The sequence below is a fragment of the Qipengyuania sp. GPGPB31 genome (assembly GCF_038396345.1).
GTDB classification, from domain to species: domain Bacteria; phylum Pseudomonadota; class Alphaproteobacteria; order Sphingomonadales; family Sphingomonadaceae; genus Qipengyuania; species Qipengyuania citrea.
Genome location: NZ_CP149572.1, coordinates 1,883,218 through 1,900,467, shown reverse-complemented (window position 1 = coordinate 1,900,467; position 17,250 = coordinate 1,883,218). Strand labels below are relative to the sequence as shown.

Sequence of the window (17,250 nt, the reverse complement as noted above, 5' to 3'; positions counted from 1 at the left end):
CATGCCGGTAAAAAAGGGGGGCAATTCAGAACAAATACTTGTCGCGCAGGTCGTGGCCGGCAGCAGGCAGGCGTTTTCGTCTCTTGTCGAAGCCCACATCGCGCGGCTGATTGCGCTGGCGACGCGCATGCTGGGGTCTTCCTCCTCCGCTCAGGACGTGGTCCAGGACAGCCTCGCATCGGTCTGGCTCACCCGGCATCGTCTCGATGCATCCAAGCCTATCGGCCCTTATCTTACAACAATTGTCCTGAACCGGTGTCGCGACCAACTTCGCCGAAGGAAGGTCGTCGGTTTCTTCGGTTTTCCGAGTTCCGACGAGGTACAGGCGGTGGCCGACGACACGCCCGATCCCGAAAACCTTGCAGCGAGCCGTGAGCAACTCAGGCTCGTCGAGGCGGAGATCGGGCGGTTGCCCATACGCCTGCGCGAAGCGCTTGTGCTCGTAAGTGTCGAAGGCCGAAGCCAGGCCGAAGCCGCCGCGTTGCTCGGCACGACCGAGAAGGCGATCGAGACGCGCATATATCGTGCGCGCAACCGGCTGAGAGAACGGGTCAAAAACTTTGAGGGGTACAGCTGACAGGCGCGTAAGGGTGGGTGTATGTCACATCAGGAGCCGCATTCAATGATTTCCGTAAATCGACGCAAATTCCTTGGTACGGGAGCAGGCGGGATGGGCCTGCTTGGCCTTGCCGGAGCAATGCCGGCCTGGGCGCGCGGCGGTGACCTCCTGGCGGGAAATGCCCGTAAGGGACTGGACGAGGTGGCGGGGCCGAATATCGACCTCACCGTAGCCCGGTCCGCCTTCGCAAGCGGCAACAGGCGCGGCGGCGCGATCGCTGTCAATGGCAGTATTCCAGGACCTCTCCTGCGCCTGCAGGAAGGAACGACGGTCCGGCTAAACGTGCATAACCAGCTTGAGGAAGATACGTCCATTCACTGGCACGGGCTTCTCGTACCATTTGAGCTCGATGGCGTTCCGGGAGTGAGCTTCCCCGGCGTCAAGCCGGGTGAGACCTTCACCGCCGAATTTCCCGTGCGGCAATCGGGAACTTACTGGTGGCATTCGCACAGCGGCCTTCAGGAACAGGCGGGCCACTATGGCGCGATCGTGGTCGATCCCGCAGGTCCCGATCCGGTGCAGGCCGACCGCGAATATATCGTGGTGCTGAGCGAATTCAGCGACATGTCGCCGCACGCGATCTTCGACAAGCTCAAGAAGGGCGAAGGCTACTTCAACTACAACCAGAACACCTGGACTGATGATTATCCGCTGTCGGGTGAAGACCGCCGGATGTGGGCGAAGATGCGCATGATGCCGACTGACATCCTCGACGTATCGAGCGCGGCCTATACCTATCTTCTGAATGGCCATGGCCCGCTGGACAATCTGGAGTATCTGTTCCGGCCGGGTGAGCGGGTGCGCCTTCGCTTTGTCAATGCCGGCGCGATGACTTTCTTCAATATACGCATCCCCGGCCTACCCATGACAGTGGTTCAGGCTGATGGACAGAATGTCGAACCGGTCGAGGTCGATGAGCTGCAGATCGGTGTCGCCGAAACCTACGACGTTGTCGTCACCCCGCGCGAGGAACCGGCCTACACGCTGGTGGCGGAGTCGATGGACCGCTCTGGCATGGGCATCGCGACGCTGGCGAGCAGGCCCGGCGCGCGCGCAGCTATACCTCCGCTGCGCGATCCGCCGCTGCTCACCATGGCCGACATGGGCATGAGCGGTATGGACCACGGTGCAGGGACTGGTGGTGACATGTCAGGGATGGATCACGGAACCGATGGTGCCATGGCGGGCATGGATCATGGTTCGAGCGGAGCGCCGAACGGCGACGCAATGGCGGGGATGGCAGGCATGTCTGGCATGCAGATGCGCGATACGTCGCGCCTTCCGCCTGACGTGAAGGTCGGCCCGGGCCTCGACATGGTATCGATGAACCCGGTCGATCGCATGGGCGATCCGGGCATTGGCCTTGCCGATGTGCCCCATCGCACGCTCGATTATCGCAAGCTTCGCGCGCTGAGGCCGCACGAGGAAGGCAGAACTCCGTCCCGGCGGATGGAAATCCATCTGACCGGCAATATGGAGCGCTACATGTGGTCGTTCGACGGCAAGAAGTTTTCCGCCGTCTCCGACGAACCGATCCGCTTTGCCTATGACGAGCGGGTACGGGTCAAGCTCATCAACGACACGATGATGGCGCATCCGATCCATCTCCACGGTCATTTCTTCGAACTGGTCAATGGTGCCCCTGCGGATCGCCAGCCCTTGAAGCACACGGTAATCCTGCAGCCAGGCGGCAGCGCCCAATTCGACCTGACTGCCGACGAGCCGGGTGACTGGGCCTTTCACTGTCATCTTCTTTACCACATGCACGCCGGGATGTTTCAGATCGTCACGGTCGCCAATCCGGACGGGAGCGAAGCATGAAGACTTTTCTAGCAAGCCTGCTTGCCTCGCTCGCTGCCGGAACGATGCTGTCGGCACCGGCTTCGGCACAGCATGCCGGGCATGACACCAGTCAACCCCAGCCCGGGGCTCAGCCGGTCACGGGCCAGGATGCTGCGGACAGGTGTGCGCAGGAAGCGCAGCGCCATCGGGACATGGGCCATGCCGTTGCGGACGGCGCCTGCGAGCCGACCGCCAGCGACCAACCGGCGATGGATCACGGAACCATGGATCATTCGCAGATGAGCCAAGGGGCGATGGCCGAAGGTGAAGAAAGTTCGGGCATGGAGATGCCCATGGCGCAGTCCGGTCAGGAATCCATGGAAATGGATCACAGCCAGATGAATCATGGCGATATGCCTCAAGGCCAGGCGAGCCAGAGCGAGATGGACCACAGCCAGATGGACCACAGCCAGATGGACCACAGTCAGATGGGCCAGGTTTCCGCGCCGTCACCAGCCATGCAGGGAATGGATCATTCCGCAATGCAAGGGTCTGCCGACGATATGATCCCGCTCCTCCCGCCTCCGCCCGAAGCTGGCAGCGGCCCCGCGCGCGCCGGTATTGCAATTTGGGGCGAGGAAGCCATGAACGAAGCCCGGCAGGAGCTGGTCCGCGAAACCGATGGCGGCATGCGGCTATGGATACAGGGCGACCGCGTGGAATACCGGGCGCGCGAAGGCGCGGACGGCTATCTTTGGGACGTTCAGGGTTATTACGGCGGCGATATCAATAAGTTCTGGTTCAAATCCGAGGGCGAAGGCAGTTTCGGCGAAGCCGTCGAGGGAGCCGAGATGCAGGCGCTGTGGAGCCGGGCCATCGCCCCCTTTTTCGATCTGCAGGGCGGTATCCGGCAGGATCTGACCGGACCGGAACGCACGCATGCAGTCATCGGCATTCAGGGCCTCATCCCATACCAGTTCGAAGTCGATGCCGCAGCGTTTGTGTCGAACAAGGGCGATGTTACCGCAAGGATCGAAGCCGAAGTCGATCAGCGGATCACGCAGCGACTGATCCTTCAGCCTCGCGCCGAAATCGCTCTGTCCGCTCAGGATATTCCGGAGCTGGGAGTAGGCGCAGGCCTCGATACGATCGAGGCGGGCTTGCGGCTGCGCTATGAATTCGCGCGCGAGTTCGCGCCGTATATCGGCGTCTCTCAGGAATGGCGGATTGGCGATAGTGCCGCCTATGCCCGTGCGGCCGGCGAAGACCCGAGCGTGACGAACTATGTCGTCGGTGTCCGGTTCTGGTTCTAAAAAAGGGGAATAACTAATGAAAAAGTCGATGATTATTCAAGGTTTGATGGCTTCGGCCCTCGCAGTTTCCGCAGTACCGGCAATGGCGCAGACCATGGATCATTCGGCGCATCAGGAACAAACTGACGCGATGGAGATGGACCATTCGGCGCAAGGCATGAACCATGCCGATCACATGGCGGCCATGAACGACGATGTCGCCGGTGCAGAAGCGGTTCTGGTCGCCTACCGTGAGGCATTGATGGCCCGCGACGCTGACGCAATGGATGCCCTTTTTGTAGACGAATCTTTCGTTTACGAGAACGGCAAGGACGAAGGCAGCTTCACGCATTATATGGAGCATCATCTCGGGCCCGAACTGGATGCAATTACAAGTTTCACCTTCGGTGATCCGACCGTTGCGGTCACCCGCATGGGGCATCTCGCTTACGGGCGCGAAACGTACACCTACCGGATCGAACTGACGGATGGTCGGGTTATCGAGCGCGAGGGCGTGGCAACATCCGTACTTGCCCATGACGCCGATGGCTGGAAGATCGTGCAATACCATTCGTCGTCGCGCGCGCCGCGCAACCGCTGATCGGAGTGCGAGGGGCCAACCGGGTGGCGAAGCGCTCGTTCAAGCTGCGCCTGCATGTCCTGGGCAGCAAGCTGCACAAATGGCTGGCGATCTTCGTCGGCCTCCAGGTGCTTCTGTGGATGGCCACCGGAGCTCTGATGTCCTTTCTCGATCTGGAGGAAGTACGATCCGAGCATGTCATCTCGCGTGCAGCGCAAACGCTTCCCGACGATGCCGCCATCCCGCGATGGCTGTCCGACAGCGATGACATTACCGCAATCACGACCCGGGTTCTTGATGGCAAGACTGTTACTGAGGTGCGGCGAGCCGATGGCGCGGTGAGCCTGCATGAGCCACAAAGCGGGCGCATACTATCTCCCATTCCAGCAGCCACGGCACGTTCAATTGCGCGCCGCGCCTGGGTCGGTCCGCAAACATCCATCCATGCGGCGCGCCTGGTCGACGAAAGCGTTGGCACCGAATTCAGGGGCCCGTTTCCTGCATGGCAAATCACCTATAATGACGTGGCTAACACGCGCGTCTATGTCGATGCATCGAGCGGTGCGGTCCTCTCCGCGCGAAGCGACACGTGGCGGTTCTTCGATTTCATCTGGGGGCTGCACATCATGGACTGGACGCAGCGCGACCGGATCAACAGCTGGTGGCTTTTGCTGTTCGGCATCGGCGGGACAATTATCGCGATCTCGGGCTTCGTTTTGCTGGCGAACAGGTTCCCGAGGATGAAGCGCCGGGCGAGACATGGCCAAGTCGCTCGTTGAGACTGCTTTCAGTTCAGTTGCGCTCGGTTTGAGCAAACCGAACCAGAAGGATGGTTAGCAGAGGCACGATCGTCCACATCGCGATCGGGATCAGCGCCATGCCGGTCAATGGATCATGGGGCATCAGATCGCTATAGCGCCAGCTCAGCAGGCTGTCTGACGGTAGCGACGTCGCCATGATTTCGACAGCGATTGCAATGACAAGGCCGAAACCGAAGTAAATTGCATAAGATATCCTGGCGCCTCGGCGAAACCAGGCGCGCCCGCCCTTGATGGCTGCGAGCGAGTAGGCTGCGAGCAGGATAAGTCCATCGCCCAAGCTCGCAATGCCGCAGCGAATGGTCTGTTCATAGGGTTCGAGATTGCCCGGAACGAAAAACGGCATCTGGTAGATTTCCCAGACGAACGCGATCAAGCTGCCGCAAATATAGACTAGCCAGTGGGTTCTGGTCACCTTGCCAGGACACCGCAGATATGTGCATCACAAAGCCGCGCCTGGCCTGCATTTTCGGTCCTCAATCGCGTCTGCATTGCCAGATTACTCAGCCTCTCCATCATCCGCGTTGTCGGCAAGCCGAGCAGCGCGGTCAAGAAATTTGCGCATGTCGTTCGCTGCCAGTTCGGTGAGGGGGTGCCTGCTCGCATCGGGACGGGGCTCAATCATGTCCGCGCGCTTTCTGATCTGTTCAATCTGCTCACTGCTCGCTCCGGACAGCAGGCCAAGAACGATGTTTTCGAGCGTGATGAGCCGAATGCGCATCTGCACCAGTTCGGCGTGATCCGGTTCCGGGACTTCCCAGCTGCCGTCTTCGTTGACCGCGCTCATTGCGGCATTCCCGGCGTCTTTTCCGATGTCATGACGTTACCTCTCTTTTTTCTCCCGGCTTATGCCGGAAACGTGGCTGAAAATCAGTAATGCTGCAACCGGCTCGGCTGTTGTCCTGCCCTTCGCAACCACCATCTTTTGCGTGATTGTTTGAGGGGGAGCGACGTTCGCTGCGTAAAGGTGATGAATGCACAAGGCATCCACCACATGACCAAAGAAGGGAATTCGACGATGAAACGCACAACCCTGGCCCTCTTGCTCGCCACTGGCCTGACAGCCTCCCCGGTAATGGCACAGCAGCAGCATGACCATGCAAATCAAGCTGCAGCACAGCAGCAGGATCACAGTGGCCACATGATGCAGGATTCCGAGGCCATGACAGCCCATCGTGAGAAGATGGCTGAAATGCGCGCGCTGATGCAGCAGGCCCGCGCCGCGAGCGATCCCGCCGAACGCCAAAGGCTGATGGCCGAGCACCGCGAAAAGATGCAGGAGCACATGGCGGGCATGATGCAGGGGGACAACGCCGATATGATGGCGGCTTGTCACCAGCGCATGACGATGATGCACGATATGATGGGGCAGATGGCTGCCCAGCAGGACATGGCGCAGCACGACTAGGAACCGGCGGCCCGGGTGGGTGTGCTAACGCCCCCCGGGCTTCGCTCGTTGCCATGGATCGAAATTTGGCCAGACGTTCAATCGCCCGAGCACGCGAAATTCGAATGCATCCCGCGCTAGCGTACCCTCAATAAATTGTTCTGAGGGGTGAGAGCTCCAGATGCGTAGCAATCTGCATAGGCAGCGGTAAGTCGCCATGAAAGGGTACCCGTCATTATGAAGCCATTCCAACTGTTAGCGCTTGTTTGCGCAAGTCTTCTTTGGGTCAGCCCGGTGCACGCGCATGGTGACGAAGCGCATGGCGGGGCCGAGAGCGCAGCTGCGCCTGCGACAGCCAGTCCAGCGCACAATTCCGGTGAAGCTCAGGAATTATCGAATGGAGCATCGGGCGACACTCATGCTTCCGGCGGGCACGACGAAGCATCGGGAGAGACCGCCAATGTGAACGAGGAGGGCTTCGTTGGTGTGCTCAAGAGATTGCATCCCGCCACGGTACATTTCCCGATTGCCCTGTTTCTGATGGCCGCGCTGGCCGAGCTCTTCGTCGGTAAGCGAAGAGGGGCCGGCTTGGAGCCTGCGGTACGCGTGCTCATTTACGGTGGTGCGGGCGGCGCCGTCATTGCGGCCATATTCGGGTGGATACACACCGGACTGTGGTTTGGCGGTGATACGGCAATGCAGCTCCATCGCTGGAACGGCATGCTCATTGCCGTTCTGGGTCTTGTGCTCGCCGCGCTCGCGCACCGCCGCCCGGAGAGCCGGACGATGCTGCGCATTGCGCTTGCTTCGATGGCTGTGCTCATTCTCGCCCAGGGGTTCCTCGGAGGCGAACTGGCGCATGGCCAGAACCATCTCGGCATATCTTGGCTATAGAGGATAGTATGATGCGTAAAAGCAAGTCGAAGATGACAGCCACCGGTCTCGCTCCAGCCGTGGCTGCCCTGTTTTTCCTCGCCGGGTGTGACGAAGCGCAGGTTTCGGCACCTGACGCGCAGACGCCAATTACTATCGGAACTGCGCCATCGACTGCCACAGCTTCCCCCGGTGTTGATGGCACGGAAAATTCCTCGGATGCTAACGGCGAGGCGCAGCCGGTGACTGCAGGAACTTCCCCTGAGAGCATGGACGAGGTCTCAAACAGGCCGCGCTCCGGCAACTCACGCGCGGCACCCGTGCCGCCGATTCAGCCGGCAGATGCGAGCGCAGTTACGCCAACAGCCGAGCCCGCCGACCCGCATGCGGGTCACGATATGCAGTCGATGCCGGATCACGATATGAAAGTCATGTGACGAAAGCGGGCAAGACCTCGAGTCTCTCTTGCCTGGCCCATCGAACAGGCGGTCCCGACTTCCCCCCGAAGCCCTGCGGGTCGCAGGTGCAATGGGGCCGCTTTGAAACCCCGCGTATGACACGCTCATGCGCGGGGTTTCTTCTGCACAAGGCAATTTTCAGGAGAGCCGCGATCTGAAACGAATACCGTGTCGTGCAAGTGTCATCCCCCTCCCGAACGGGCGACCGGAACAGTGCTATCGGAGCTGTGATAATACTGGTTCTGTAGGCGCTGGGCCTCTGCCCGATACGATGATTGACTGCTGCGTCGCCGCTTCAATTTGGAGAATTCCACATGATGATCGAGAAGAAGGATAAAGACCTTTTGCGATGGGAAGAAGAAGGCGGCGCGCTGCCTTGTGGACCGCAAGAAGCTGTGGAAGCTGCATGTGACAAACGCGATAGTTCCGAACGCTCTGATGCAAGCAACGTAACGCCTGATAGCGCAGAAATGAAAAAGCTAGCCTGTCACGATGAATCCCGGCGATCTCCTTTTACGCTAATTCCTTGCAACTGATATGTCGTCGGATAGCCCCGAGACGATGGCCTCGGGTGTCGAGCGCTGCCGGGTCGATTTCGGCTTTGAGCAAGGCCGGGTGAAGCGCTTCACTTGGTGGGGGTTGCCTCATAGGCTTGGGTCTGCCTCTGACCTTGAGCCGTGTTGGAGTCTCCTGTTGATTGCGGCGCTGCCCGCGATTTCATGGACCTTCTTGCTGGAAGCGGAGGCACCGCGGCCTGCGAATAAAGCGTTGGACCATGGCGCTGCCTTCATGCCCACTCCGAACCCAGTCCGGCTTTTCCTGCGAACCTGTCTGAATCAGGTCAGCTGAGCCCGGCAACCCATTTTCTTTCCGGCCGTGTTGCCCGCTGCGCGGGCTGCCCGCACCACCCGGCGTAAACGGGTTTCCCTTGGCGCTGCGCGCCTGCGGTGCAGTCCTCCCATGCCCTGTTTCTCATCGACGGTCGCAAGCCGGAAATGGTTTCCGGGTTGAGAGCTGAAGGAGAATTTATCATGACCAATATCGTTATCCTCACCGGCCGCATTGCCCGCGATCCCGAAACACGGGAAACCAAGAGCGGAACCAGCGTCACCGGGATCACCGTCGTCACCGATCGCCCCGCTCGCGACAAGGACGGCAAGACCTACAAGGATGAAAACGGCTACACCGCCAAGGACAGCGAATTTCACCGCGTGACCTGCTTCAACGGCCTCGCCAAGACGGTCGGCCAGTATTGCTCGAAAGGCCAGCTGGTGTCGGTACAGGGCCGTCTGCATTACACCCAGTGGGACGATCAGGACGGCGTGAAGCGGTACGGCTGCGAGATCCTCGCCGACAAGGTCGACTTTCTCTCGCGCGGCAATAGTCAGAGCGGTGAATCTGGCGGCGAAAGCGATAATCGCGACGCTCCCGAAATCGACTGATCTTTCCCAACTGATCTCTCCCGAAGGGGTCCTGTCCTCACCGGACAGGGCCCCTCCTTGTGTTGTTCAGGAGCGTAAGAGCGGGGAGGGGCTGACCCACGGAAATCTTATTGTGACGGGCGTGCAGCCACCGCATCAAGGACGGCGGGGCCCCACCATTTTGTCTTCTTTCGCTGCGCTGCAGTTCGACAAAATCGTTTCCCCCAACGCCACTTCGTGGTCGCCCGTGCGGGCGATCCTGTGACCCGGCACCTGCACGCCCGTCCGCCGGTCCTCCTGCCGTTTCAAGGCAGGCATCAGGAGGATATCATGGCTACACTCACTCAATCTGTATCGAGCTCGGACAGCTATTTCGAAGCTCTGGCTGTTGCTGAACGGCGTGCTTTGCACAGCTTCTTCGACCAGCATGTCGTCGAGGATGACGACCTTGGTCATTTCGCCTTCGATGAGGGCGACTACAATGCGGTGCCGCCGCATCTGGCAAACCGCATAGTGCATACTGTGCCCGGTGCGATGCTCGAGTTCTGACGCGCGATTGGGCAGGAGCCTTCTCCGGTTCCTGCCTCTTTGCGTCTCCGCATGCAGGAGTGATGGCTGCGAAAAGCGGAGCGGGGCTGGGGACGCGCTCTGTCCCGCGCTGCCTCCAGCAGCGCTCCTGAGGGCGCGGCATATTCGTTTTGGGGCCCCCCGCGCACTGCGAACCGGTAGCGGGTCGGACCGGCGCGAAGCTGGCGGGACCGACAAGTCCCGGTCCCTGGCTCCGCACGCGATCCTTGGCCGCCCCCTTGTTCGCGGTGCGGAATTTGTTGGGGGGCGCTCATGGTCGGGTGGGCGATAGACTCTCGTGCATCCGCACGGGCAGCGACACATATTTGGCGGCAGGGCAGCAAGGCACGGGCGACAATTGTTCTCGCGTAGTTCTGTCGCTCCCCCATGGGACCAATTGCCCGCCATCACTCTCTGCAACAAGCGGCAGCTCGCCGCACCATCCATCCCATGTGTTGCGGAGACTACCGATGACTGCCGTTCCTGAACCAGTTCGCCCCCATTTTCTGCGAACGCCCGATGCTGCTGTGCATCTGGGCCTATCGCCGCGTACACTCGAGAAACACCGCTGCTACGGGACCGGTCCCGTCTACCACAAGCTGGGCGGGCGGATCGTCTACCGGCGCGAGGATCTCGATGCCTGGGCCGAACAAGGGGTGCGCCGCTCGACCAGCGATCCGGGCAAGGGCGTGGTCCATCCGGCCAAACGGATCGACGGCTACACTGGCCCGGTTCGGCGCTGAGGGCCCGTTCAATGGCGTCCCGCACGACCTTCGCCAGCGCAGCGCAGCAGCTCGATCTGTTCGTTGGAACCAGCGCAGCAATCGCGGCGCGCGATGCGCAGGATTTGATGGCATGGCCCTTTTTCAGCCTCGCCAAGTCGAAGCGGGTGAAGCCGATCGACTTTCGCATGGGCGACGTCTCAATTCTTGTCGAGGCCACTGCCGAACATGGCATGGCAACAATCTGGGACGCCGATGTGCTGATCTGGGTGGCCAGTCAGATCGTCGAGGCGCGCGATGCCGGAAAGCCAACGTCGCGGCTCATTGCCGCCACGCCGCATGAAATCCTCGCCTTTACCCGCCGCGGTACCGGCAAGGCCGCCTATGAGCGGTTGAAAGCCGCGCTCGACAGGCTGCAATCGACCAGCATCGCGACATCGATCCGCCAACTGGGCGCACGCCGTCGCCACCGCTTTTCCTGGATCAACGAATGGCGCGAATGCCTCGATGGCAATGGCCGTGCGCTCGGCATCGAGATGATCGTGCCGGACTGGCTCTATGGAGCGGTAATCGACCGAGCGCTCGTACTCACGATCGACCCGGCCTATTTCACGCTGACCGGGGGCCTGGAGCGCTGGCTCTACCGGATCGTGCGCAAACATGGCGGCAAACAAAAGGGCGGATGGAGCTTCGACATTGCCCATCTTCACCTCAAATCGGGCGCGCTTTCACCGCTCAAACGGTTCGCTTTCGAGATGCGCGCAATCGTCCGGCGCCAACCGCTCCCTGGCTATACTCTCTCGCTCGACCACCAGCTGGGCCGCGAGCGGCTCAGTTTCGTGGCAATTCCCGTCGATCCCTTCGATGTCGCCCGTCGGCGGATCGGCATGCCTCCTGTGGACAAGTCGGTGTGATGTTCGGACTATCAGGAACCCCCGCACACGGACTATCAGGAACCGGAAGTTCGGACTATCGGGAACCGAAATGCTGCGCAAACCCGCAGAAATGCTGGCCTTGCGAGCTCCTTAACTATCCTAACAAGGAATCTTGTCGATTCCTGCTAACGTCGCCGCGCCTGTGCACGGCCGACCGGCTGGCACCGCCGCGCAGCAGCGCCGGGCGATGCGACGGCGATCCGCCGCTGACCCACGTCACTCTGGTGTGGCAGGAAGGCCTGCGCGAAGACTGGCTGCGTTTCGGCAAGCCGGTCGGTCAGCGCATCATCGATCGCAGGACACGGGTTGAGAGTTATACGCCCGGGCAGCTCTTCGCGTTGGTGCGCTGGGCGTCCAACGCATATGGCACCATCCGTTCGGCTCTCGCCATTGCGCGCGCGGTCGCAGCGGGCGACACCTATTCTACTGTGCCGCAAGTCGATCCTGGTGCAGACATACTGCTCTCGGTCCAGGGCTGGCCAAAAGTTCGCCGGGTCCTTGGCCTGATCGATGCAATCGAGGCAGCTGGCACCGATCCGTGCGATGTCGCGCCCGACCACTGGCGGCACATGCACAACCGCCTTGCAGCTGGAATGGAGCCACGCGCCTATAGTCCAGACCGGCACGGCGTATGGCTGCGCTACCGGAATCTTCGGCCATGAAGCGTCGAACGGTCCTCATCACGGGCACTGTCTGTGCTGCCGCATTGGTCAGCGCCGTGCTGCCGCTCTCGCGCGTTCTGATCTGGAATGCGACCGCCAGTGTGCCGACGGGGCTGTATCATATCCGCGGTACGACTGGTCTGCAGGTTGGCGAGCGCGTGGCGATCGATCCGCCGCCTCGGCTGCGCGATTACCTTGCGACACGCGGTTATCTGCCGACGGGAATTCCGCTGCTGAAGGAAATCGCGGCACGTCCCGGCGACACTGTCTGCAGGCAGGGTCTGACCATCACCATCAATCGTGCGCGCGCCGGTGTGGCGCGCTCGGCAGACAGTATCGGGCGCGCTCTGCCGGTCTGGCAAGGCTGCCGGACCATCGCAGCAGGCCAGATATTCGTCATGAACCGGCGCGCGTCAGGCAGCTTCGACGGGCGCTATTTCGGACCCATCGCGCGCGATCACTTGCTTGGCCGGGCCAGCCCTGTCTGGACCGACGAGCACGGTGACGGCGCGCATATCTGGTTCGCGCAGCCAAGCATCACCGCAACCTCAATCAACAACCAAGGAGACGATCAATGACATATATCGGCACATTCACAGCGACCCGCGATGGCTTCGAAGGGCGCTTGCAGACGCTCACACTCGATACAAGGCTCGCCCTCGTACCTGCGCAACCGTCCGAAACCGAGAATGCGCCGGACTACCGGATCATGGTGGGTGACAATGACGCCGTCTACGAAATTGGTGCGGGCTGGAAGCGCGTCGGCGACAAAGCCGGCGACTTTGTCGCGGTGCTGATCGACGATCCGGCATTCGCCCGGCCAATACGCGCCAATCTGTTCGCATCCGATGACGGCTCCCACGTTCTGACGTGGTCGCGCCCTGCGCAGCGCGCCAGCAAGGCTTGAACCGTGCGCCTCGGTATCGCACTAACCGCGCTTCTCGCCGCGCTGGCGCTCGCGTATCCTCTGCAAGCGAGCGGGCAATCGCGCGCAGCGCAAACGCACCCAGATTCGATCGATATTGCAGCACATGTGCGCGAGGCCTCGCAGCGCTTCGGCATTCCCGAGCACTGGATTTATGCCGTGATCCGCATTGAAAGTGCGGGCCGGACGCGCGCAGTGTCGTCGGCAGGCGCGATGGGATTGATGCAGCTCATGCCTGGCACCTGGGCGCGCCAGCGCGATCGGTACTCGCTCGGCAGCGATCCTTTCGACCCGCGCGACAATATCCTCGCGGGCACATCGTACTTGCGCGAAATGTATGACCGCTACGGTGTAGCTGGCTTCCTTGCAGCTTATAATGCGGGGCCGGGGCGCTACGAGGCCTGGCTTGCAGGACGGCGTTCGCTCCCCCTCGAAACCCGCCGCTATGTCGCGAAGATTGCGCCCCTGCTGCAGATCGAGCGCATCTTCGTCGCGGCGGGTTCACACTCTGCGGACGCTCCGGGCGCGCCCGATGCACCTGTTTCCACTTCGGATTATGCCCCCGGCGATCGGGGTCTCCCGGAGGCCTCGGGCACCGCTTTTGTCCGCCCGGTACGGCCCGCGCATGATCTTTTCGCGCCCATATCGACAGTTGCCGACCAATGACAGCCAGGCGGGCATCCCTGCGTTCTGCGTCGTCCGCTAGCGAAGTTTTGCGAACGGGTTGCGGGCTGGTCAGAAAGGGTAAGAGAGGATGGCAAGATAAAAGCAGCGCCGTCGACCGGGCTGCATGTGGTTGGTTTTCCAGGGCAATTAGCGCCGTCTGGACGACTACAGTGCCGTCGCTACTGCTGATTTTCTGTGTTTTTTCAAAGGCGAAGGCGCCATCGCCTCTTGTTGCGCGGCATGGCTGACGATGATTTCAATATCGAGCCCGGGCGTTCGCGCGACAGCGGCGCTCGCTCCTACAGAAAGGCCAAGACGCTGCTCGGCCGGGTAGCTCAGGTCTCTCACAAGGCTGGATACACACGGTCCAAGGCAAGCGGCGCAGGCGGTCGCGGCACGGGACATTATGGACGCGGTAAGCTCGCTGCGCTGACGCGCAGCAGAGGCGCATTTGGGCGGCGTGTCCTGATCAAGGCCCGCGTTGTTCGCCAATGGCAATCCCAGACCAGGTCCGCGCCGCTCGCGCGTCATATCAACTATATTCAGCGCGAGGGAGCGACGCGCGACGGATCGCATGGCCGGATGTTCGATGCCACGTCCGACGAGGCCGATGGGGACAGCTTTGCCGAGCGCTGCGAGGACGACCGGCACCACTTCCGCTTCATCGTCTCGCCTGAGGATGCGAACGATATGGGCGACCTGCGCGCCTTCACGCGTGAATTGATGACCGACATGGCCAGCGATCTCGACACCAGCCTTGACTGGGTGGCCGTTCCTGTCGCGATTATCGAGAGGGCCGTATTTCGCCGATCTTCGGTTAAACTGTGGCGCGCGGCATCGTTGAACGGGGTCCAACACAGGCCTGCGCTGGATCCCGCGATGACTATCCCTGCGGTCAGCATTGTCGCATTCGATGCAGTAGCTACCAGCACTGATCCCGCGCACGCCATCAGGCAGGCCAGAATGACAGGAGTGCGAGGTCCGAGCCGAAAAACAAAGATAGCAGTTATTGGCAAAGCCACCATAAAGGCGGAAAATGCGATACTCGCGATATGCCCGCCATCGGCCACCGAAAGGCCGAACTCATCGGCGAACTGGGGCATGAAGAGACCTAGACCGACTCTCGCGGGACCGAAGCCGATTGCAGTGGCGAGAAATCCAGCGATCGTGAGACGCTCGGCCGAGTTCAACGCGTTCTTTGTCCTGCAGTGCTGCACGAGCTAGAGCATGGTTTCGGTGAAGATGCCAAGAGGCTTTACCTCATTCCCCAGCAAGCGACCGGGTTAATTCCGCCAAGCGCTCACGGAGCAGATGGTCCGTATCCCGAGCTTGCTGGCGAAACGCATTTAACGCTTGGTTTTTCGCGGCCCCTTCGTACTGATCGAGCGCAATGGCCGTTTCCAGCGACACGATGTCAGCAGCCAGAAATTTGCGGATCGCTCCAATTACGGCGACGTCTCGCACCCGTCCCTGCGCTGTCGACGCTACGTCGCGCAATGCATCGTCCATTATGCCATTTGCCCAGAGATTAGGTTTCCCATCAGGATCACCCAGCATCTGGCCGAGGATGTTTGCTTCTTCATTGGACCGAGTAATCAAAGTACGGAAGGTCTCTCTCGTAACGGCATCGTTTGTTGCGACAGCAACTTTCTGCATCCTGCACGCAAGTGAGCGACGGCCCTCCCGCAGGTCATCAAGCGCCACTCGTAGCAATTGGCTGAAGTTCGTCGTGGTCATACTCCGTGAGCGCCGGACGTTCGAGTTTGTTCCAGCCTTCCCTTGTTCCGCGGGTTTCTCGACTTTTCATAATAATGTGAGCGTGTTAGATAACATTTCTTATCGTCAAAAGCAGAGCTTGGGCGGAACCTATCGATCTAATTGAAATTGATTCTGCATTCGTCCGAACCTGCAACACTAGGTTCAGGAGATGCCCTTGTCTTTCAATCCACTTACAGAAAAAGGCATTCCGATCGACCGTCAGTTCCGCAATTGGTCGGAATTGACGAGCAAACCTTTCGACACCCGCGAGGTCCATCCCTATACGAGATGCCGCGTGATCCTGATGAACGGGATCGAGGTGGAGGCGATCATCAATTCGCACAACGCCGCGCGCCGCATTGCCGATACGGGCGTTAAGCAGATGCTGGCTCTGGTCCGCAAGGAGGATAGCTTAGCGAACTCGGGGGTCATCTACCGTTCCTCAATCGTAGCGTCCGATCAAACTGCAGATATTGCATGACGACAAAGCGTCTAAAGAATCATGGTCCGACAGGCACCAAGAGATATTTTATGGGCGCACGCTTTCGACGCTTATCGGCTAGGCGAAAAGTACGCGCATATGAGCCCGATCACAGCGATGCGCTCAGTGCTTCCTGATTAATCTTCCGTGCTTTCGTTTGGCTTACCTATCAGCCAGACCCCCGTTTTGCCGACCAGTTCCATAGAGCAGACAGGTCTTCCGTTTTCGTAAAGGTCGGCCTTGGTCCCGCGCGCAACCTTCTTCGCCTTGTCCAGCGCTCCAGCAATTGAAACGCTATCGAAAGCGATCTCTTCGCGTGCCGCAGAACGTTGGTCCCAAGAATGCAGAACGTAGTGACTCATAAGCAACCTCACTTCTGAAATTGATTTCCGGTCCCCGTCCTTGCCTTTTAAATATCCGCTTTCCGGCGACGAAACGAAATCCACGCCCCTGGCGCACCGTTTCCCCGCCTCAACGGCCGAGCTTAGAATATCATCTGCACTCACTACGGCAACGGCAATGGCTGTTAAACGGTCGCATGACGGGAACCATTGGTCGCACATGATCAAGAGCGAGCCGCAAGTAAACACACAGTACCCCTCTTAGCCCACTTGTTGAACGTCCTGTCTGACAGGGTCCACGAGTTCCGGATCAACATTCAATCGAAGGCATTTTTTGCCGTAGCACCGGCCCGTTCTCGATGTGCTTTCGGGTAGTCTGGTGTGTTTCAGCAAAGGAGGGGGTGTATCCCCTTCGCATACGGAATTGCAGGAGACATGAAATGCTCCTAGACCATGACCCTCGAATCAGGAGGGATTATGGCTGGCGGCGACGAGATCGAGGATTTGCTTGGCGGCTATCGGAAGAAGCCCGAAGAAGAACAGCTCCGCTCGACGATAGAAGGGAATGGGCCGGAGCAACCCAAGAACGAGAACCCCTCAGAAATGGTTCAAGTGAATGGCCCGAAGGACGCGCCCACAGTTTTTGCAGACGGTCTGCTATTTGCCACACTGGTAAACGGGAATGTCCGCCTCCAATTCGCGGAATATGTCCCCCACGCGACCAATGGTCCGGACCCAGGTTTGAAAACTCGGGTGATTGCCAATGTCATTATGCCGCTGGAGGGATACCGTGGCATGATGGAGTATTTGAATACCGTGAGCGGCCCCTACATATACGGGGAAGATGCGTCCGATGGCGAATAGGGCTAATCAACCGAACGCAAATTGGCCGGATCAGGCGCGCGTTTTGTTGGGGCAAGACGGCAACCCTTGGAAGCCGAACAATCCTCCGCAACCCCCTTC

24 protein-coding genes are annotated in these 17,250 nt (G+C 60.2%); 20 read left to right on the top strand and 4 right to left on the bottom strand.

The window, feature by feature from the left end:
• Position 1: 1 nt before the first annotated feature.
• The 5 genes from WKH79_RS09560 to WKH79_RS09540 are packed head-to-tail and all read left to right on the top strand — an operon-like array spanning position 2 to position 5,052.
• Positions 2–577 (top strand): RNA polymerase sigma factor, encoded by a 576-nt coding sequence (locus WKH79_RS09560; protein WP_341858728.1) that lies wholly within the window; start codon positions 2–4, stop codon positions 575–577.
• Between the two features lie 45 nt (positions 578–622).
• Positions 623–2,440 carry a copper resistance system multicopper oxidase gene (locus tag WKH79_RS09555; RefSeq protein ID WP_063505472.1) on the top strand — a complete coding sequence of 606 codons (1,818 nt, stop codon included), beginning with the start codon at positions 623–625 and terminating at the stop codon, positions 2,438–2,440.
• Positions 2,437–3,714, top strand: a complete 1,278-nt coding sequence (locus WKH79_RS09550) for a copper resistance protein B (RefSeq protein ID WP_341858727.1) — start codon at positions 2,437–2,439, stop codon at positions 3,712–3,714. Before WKH79_RS09555 ends, WKH79_RS09550 begins: the two co-directional genes overlap by 4 nt.
• A gap of 16 nt (positions 3,715–3,730) precedes the next feature.
• Positions 3,731–4,294, top strand: coding sequence for a nuclear transport factor 2 family protein (locus WKH79_RS09545; RefSeq protein ID WP_341858726.1), 564 nt, complete (start codon positions 3,731–3,733; stop codon positions 4,292–4,294).
• A gap of 23 nt (positions 4,295–4,317) precedes the next feature.
• On the top strand, positions 4,318–5,052 hold the full coding sequence (locus WKH79_RS09540) for a PepSY domain-containing protein (RefSeq protein WP_341858725.1): 735 nt from the start codon (positions 4,318–4,320) through the stop codon (positions 5,050–5,052).
• Between the two features lie 13 nt (positions 5,053–5,065).
• Here the strand turns inward: WKH79_RS09540 and WKH79_RS09535 are convergent, their stop codons facing one another.
• Both WKH79_RS09535 and WKH79_RS09530 read right to left on the bottom strand, forming a co-directional pair.
• Positions 5,066–5,467: a hypothetical protein gene (locus WKH79_RS09535; RefSeq protein ID WP_233996516.1), complete on the bottom strand. Its 402-nt coding sequence runs from the start codon at positions 5,465–5,467 to the stop codon at positions 5,066–5,068.
• A gap of 123 nt (positions 5,468–5,590) precedes the next feature.
• Positions 5,591–5,878, bottom strand: coding sequence for a hypothetical protein (locus WKH79_RS09530; protein ID WP_063505470.1), 288 nt, complete (start codon positions 5,876–5,878; stop codon positions 5,591–5,593).
• 207 nt (positions 5,879–6,085) lie between these two features.
• Here WKH79_RS09530 and WKH79_RS09525 point away from each other — a divergent pair, with 207 nt between their 5' ends.
• From WKH79_RS09525 to WKH79_RS09465, 13 genes are all read left to right on the top strand, one after another.
• The gene (locus tag WKH79_RS09525; RefSeq protein WP_341858724.1) at positions 6,086–6,499 is read left to right on the top strand and encodes a hypothetical protein; all 414 of its coding nucleotides are present in this window, start codon (positions 6,086–6,088) and stop codon (positions 6,497–6,499) included.
• A 216-nt stretch (positions 6,500–6,715) separates the two neighbouring features.
• Positions 6,716–7,372, top strand: a complete 657-nt coding sequence (locus WKH79_RS09520) for a DUF2231 domain-containing protein (protein ID WP_341858723.1) — start codon at positions 6,716–6,718, stop codon at positions 7,370–7,372.
• 11 nt (positions 7,373–7,383) lie between these two features.
• Entirely contained in the window at positions 7,384–7,788 is a 405-nt protein-coding gene (locus WKH79_RS09515; RefSeq protein ID WP_341858722.1) for a hypothetical protein, read from the top strand.
• A 335-nt stretch (positions 7,789–8,123) separates the two neighbouring features.
• Positions 8,124–8,345 carry a hypothetical protein gene (locus tag WKH79_RS09510; protein ID WP_341858721.1) on the top strand — a complete coding sequence of 74 codons (222 nt, stop codon included), beginning with the start codon at positions 8,124–8,126 and terminating at the stop codon, positions 8,343–8,345.
• Between the two features lie 495 nt (positions 8,346–8,840).
• The gene (locus WKH79_RS09505; protein ID WP_341858720.1) at positions 8,841–9,251 is read left to right on the top strand and encodes a single-stranded DNA-binding protein; all 411 of its coding nucleotides are present in this window, start codon (positions 8,841–8,843) and stop codon (positions 9,249–9,251) included.
• Positions 9,252–9,560: 309 nt separating this feature from the next.
• On the top strand, positions 9,561–9,779 hold the full coding sequence (locus WKH79_RS09500) for a hypothetical protein (RefSeq protein WP_341858719.1): 219 nt from the start codon (positions 9,561–9,563) through the stop codon (positions 9,777–9,779).
• Positions 9,780–10,267: 488 nt separating this feature from the next.
• On the top strand, positions 10,268–10,540 hold the full coding sequence (locus tag WKH79_RS09495; RefSeq protein WP_341858718.1) for a helix-turn-helix domain-containing protein: 273 nt from the start codon (positions 10,268–10,270) through the stop codon (positions 10,538–10,540).
• 11 nt (positions 10,541–10,551) lie between these two features.
• The gene (locus tag WKH79_RS09490) at positions 10,552–11,433 is read left to right on the top strand and encodes a replication initiator protein A (RefSeq protein WP_341858717.1); all 882 of its coding nucleotides are present in this window, start codon (positions 10,552–10,554) and stop codon (positions 11,431–11,433) included.
• Between the two features lie 245 nt (positions 11,434–11,678).
• Positions 11,679–12,116, top strand: a complete 438-nt coding sequence (locus WKH79_RS09485) for a DUF2840 domain-containing protein (protein ID WP_341858716.1) — start codon at positions 11,679–11,681, stop codon at positions 12,114–12,116.
• The gene (locus WKH79_RS09480; RefSeq protein ID WP_341858715.1) at positions 12,086–12,694 is read left to right on the top strand and encodes a S26 family signal peptidase; all 609 of its coding nucleotides are present in this window, start codon (positions 12,086–12,088) and stop codon (positions 12,692–12,694) included. The genes WKH79_RS09485 and WKH79_RS09480 overlap by 31 nt, the downstream gene beginning before the upstream one ends.
• The gene (locus tag WKH79_RS09475) at positions 12,691–13,023 is read left to right on the top strand and encodes a DUF736 domain-containing protein (protein WP_050600396.1); all 333 of its coding nucleotides are present in this window, start codon (positions 12,691–12,693) and stop codon (positions 13,021–13,023) included. Before WKH79_RS09480 ends, WKH79_RS09475 begins: the two co-directional genes overlap by 4 nt.
• Positions 13,024–13,083: 60 nt before the next feature.
• Positions 13,084–13,707: a lytic transglycosylase domain-containing protein gene (locus tag WKH79_RS09470; RefSeq protein ID WP_050600493.1), complete on the top strand. Its 624-nt coding sequence runs from the start codon at positions 13,084–13,086 to the stop codon at positions 13,705–13,707.
• Between the two features lie 240 nt (positions 13,708–13,947).
• Positions 13,948–14,931, top strand: a complete 984-nt coding sequence (locus tag WKH79_RS09465) for a hypothetical protein (protein ID WP_341858714.1) — start codon at positions 13,948–13,950, stop codon at positions 14,929–14,931.
• Between the two features lie 36 nt (positions 14,932–14,967).
• On the opposite strand, the gene WKH79_RS09460 is transcribed toward WKH79_RS09465, so the two are convergent.
• Complete coding sequence (locus WKH79_RS09460) at positions 14,968–15,444, bottom strand: hypothetical protein (protein WP_157052051.1); 477 nt, start codon at positions 15,442–15,444, stop codon at positions 14,968–14,970.
• 196 nt (positions 15,445–15,640) lie between these two features.
• Between WKH79_RS09460 and WKH79_RS09455 the strand changes: the two genes are divergently transcribed.
• On the top strand, positions 15,641–15,946 hold the full coding sequence (locus WKH79_RS09455; protein ID WP_156491280.1) for a hypothetical protein: 306 nt from the start codon (positions 15,641–15,643) through the stop codon (positions 15,944–15,946).
• 137 nt (positions 15,947–16,083) lie between these two features.
• Here WKH79_RS09455 and WKH79_RS09450 read toward each other — a convergent pair whose 3' ends face one another.
• The gene (locus WKH79_RS09450) at positions 16,084–16,509 is read right to left on the bottom strand and encodes a hypothetical protein (protein ID WP_230834155.1); all 426 of its coding nucleotides are present in this window, start codon (positions 16,507–16,509) and stop codon (positions 16,084–16,086) included.
• Positions 16,510–16,740: 231 nt separating this feature from the next.
• Between WKH79_RS09450 and WKH79_RS09445 the strand changes: the two genes are divergently transcribed.
• Entirely contained in the window at positions 16,741–17,151 is a 411-nt protein-coding gene (locus WKH79_RS09445; protein WP_341858713.1) for a hypothetical protein, read from the top strand.
• Positions 17,152–17,250: the final 99 nt, after the last annotated feature.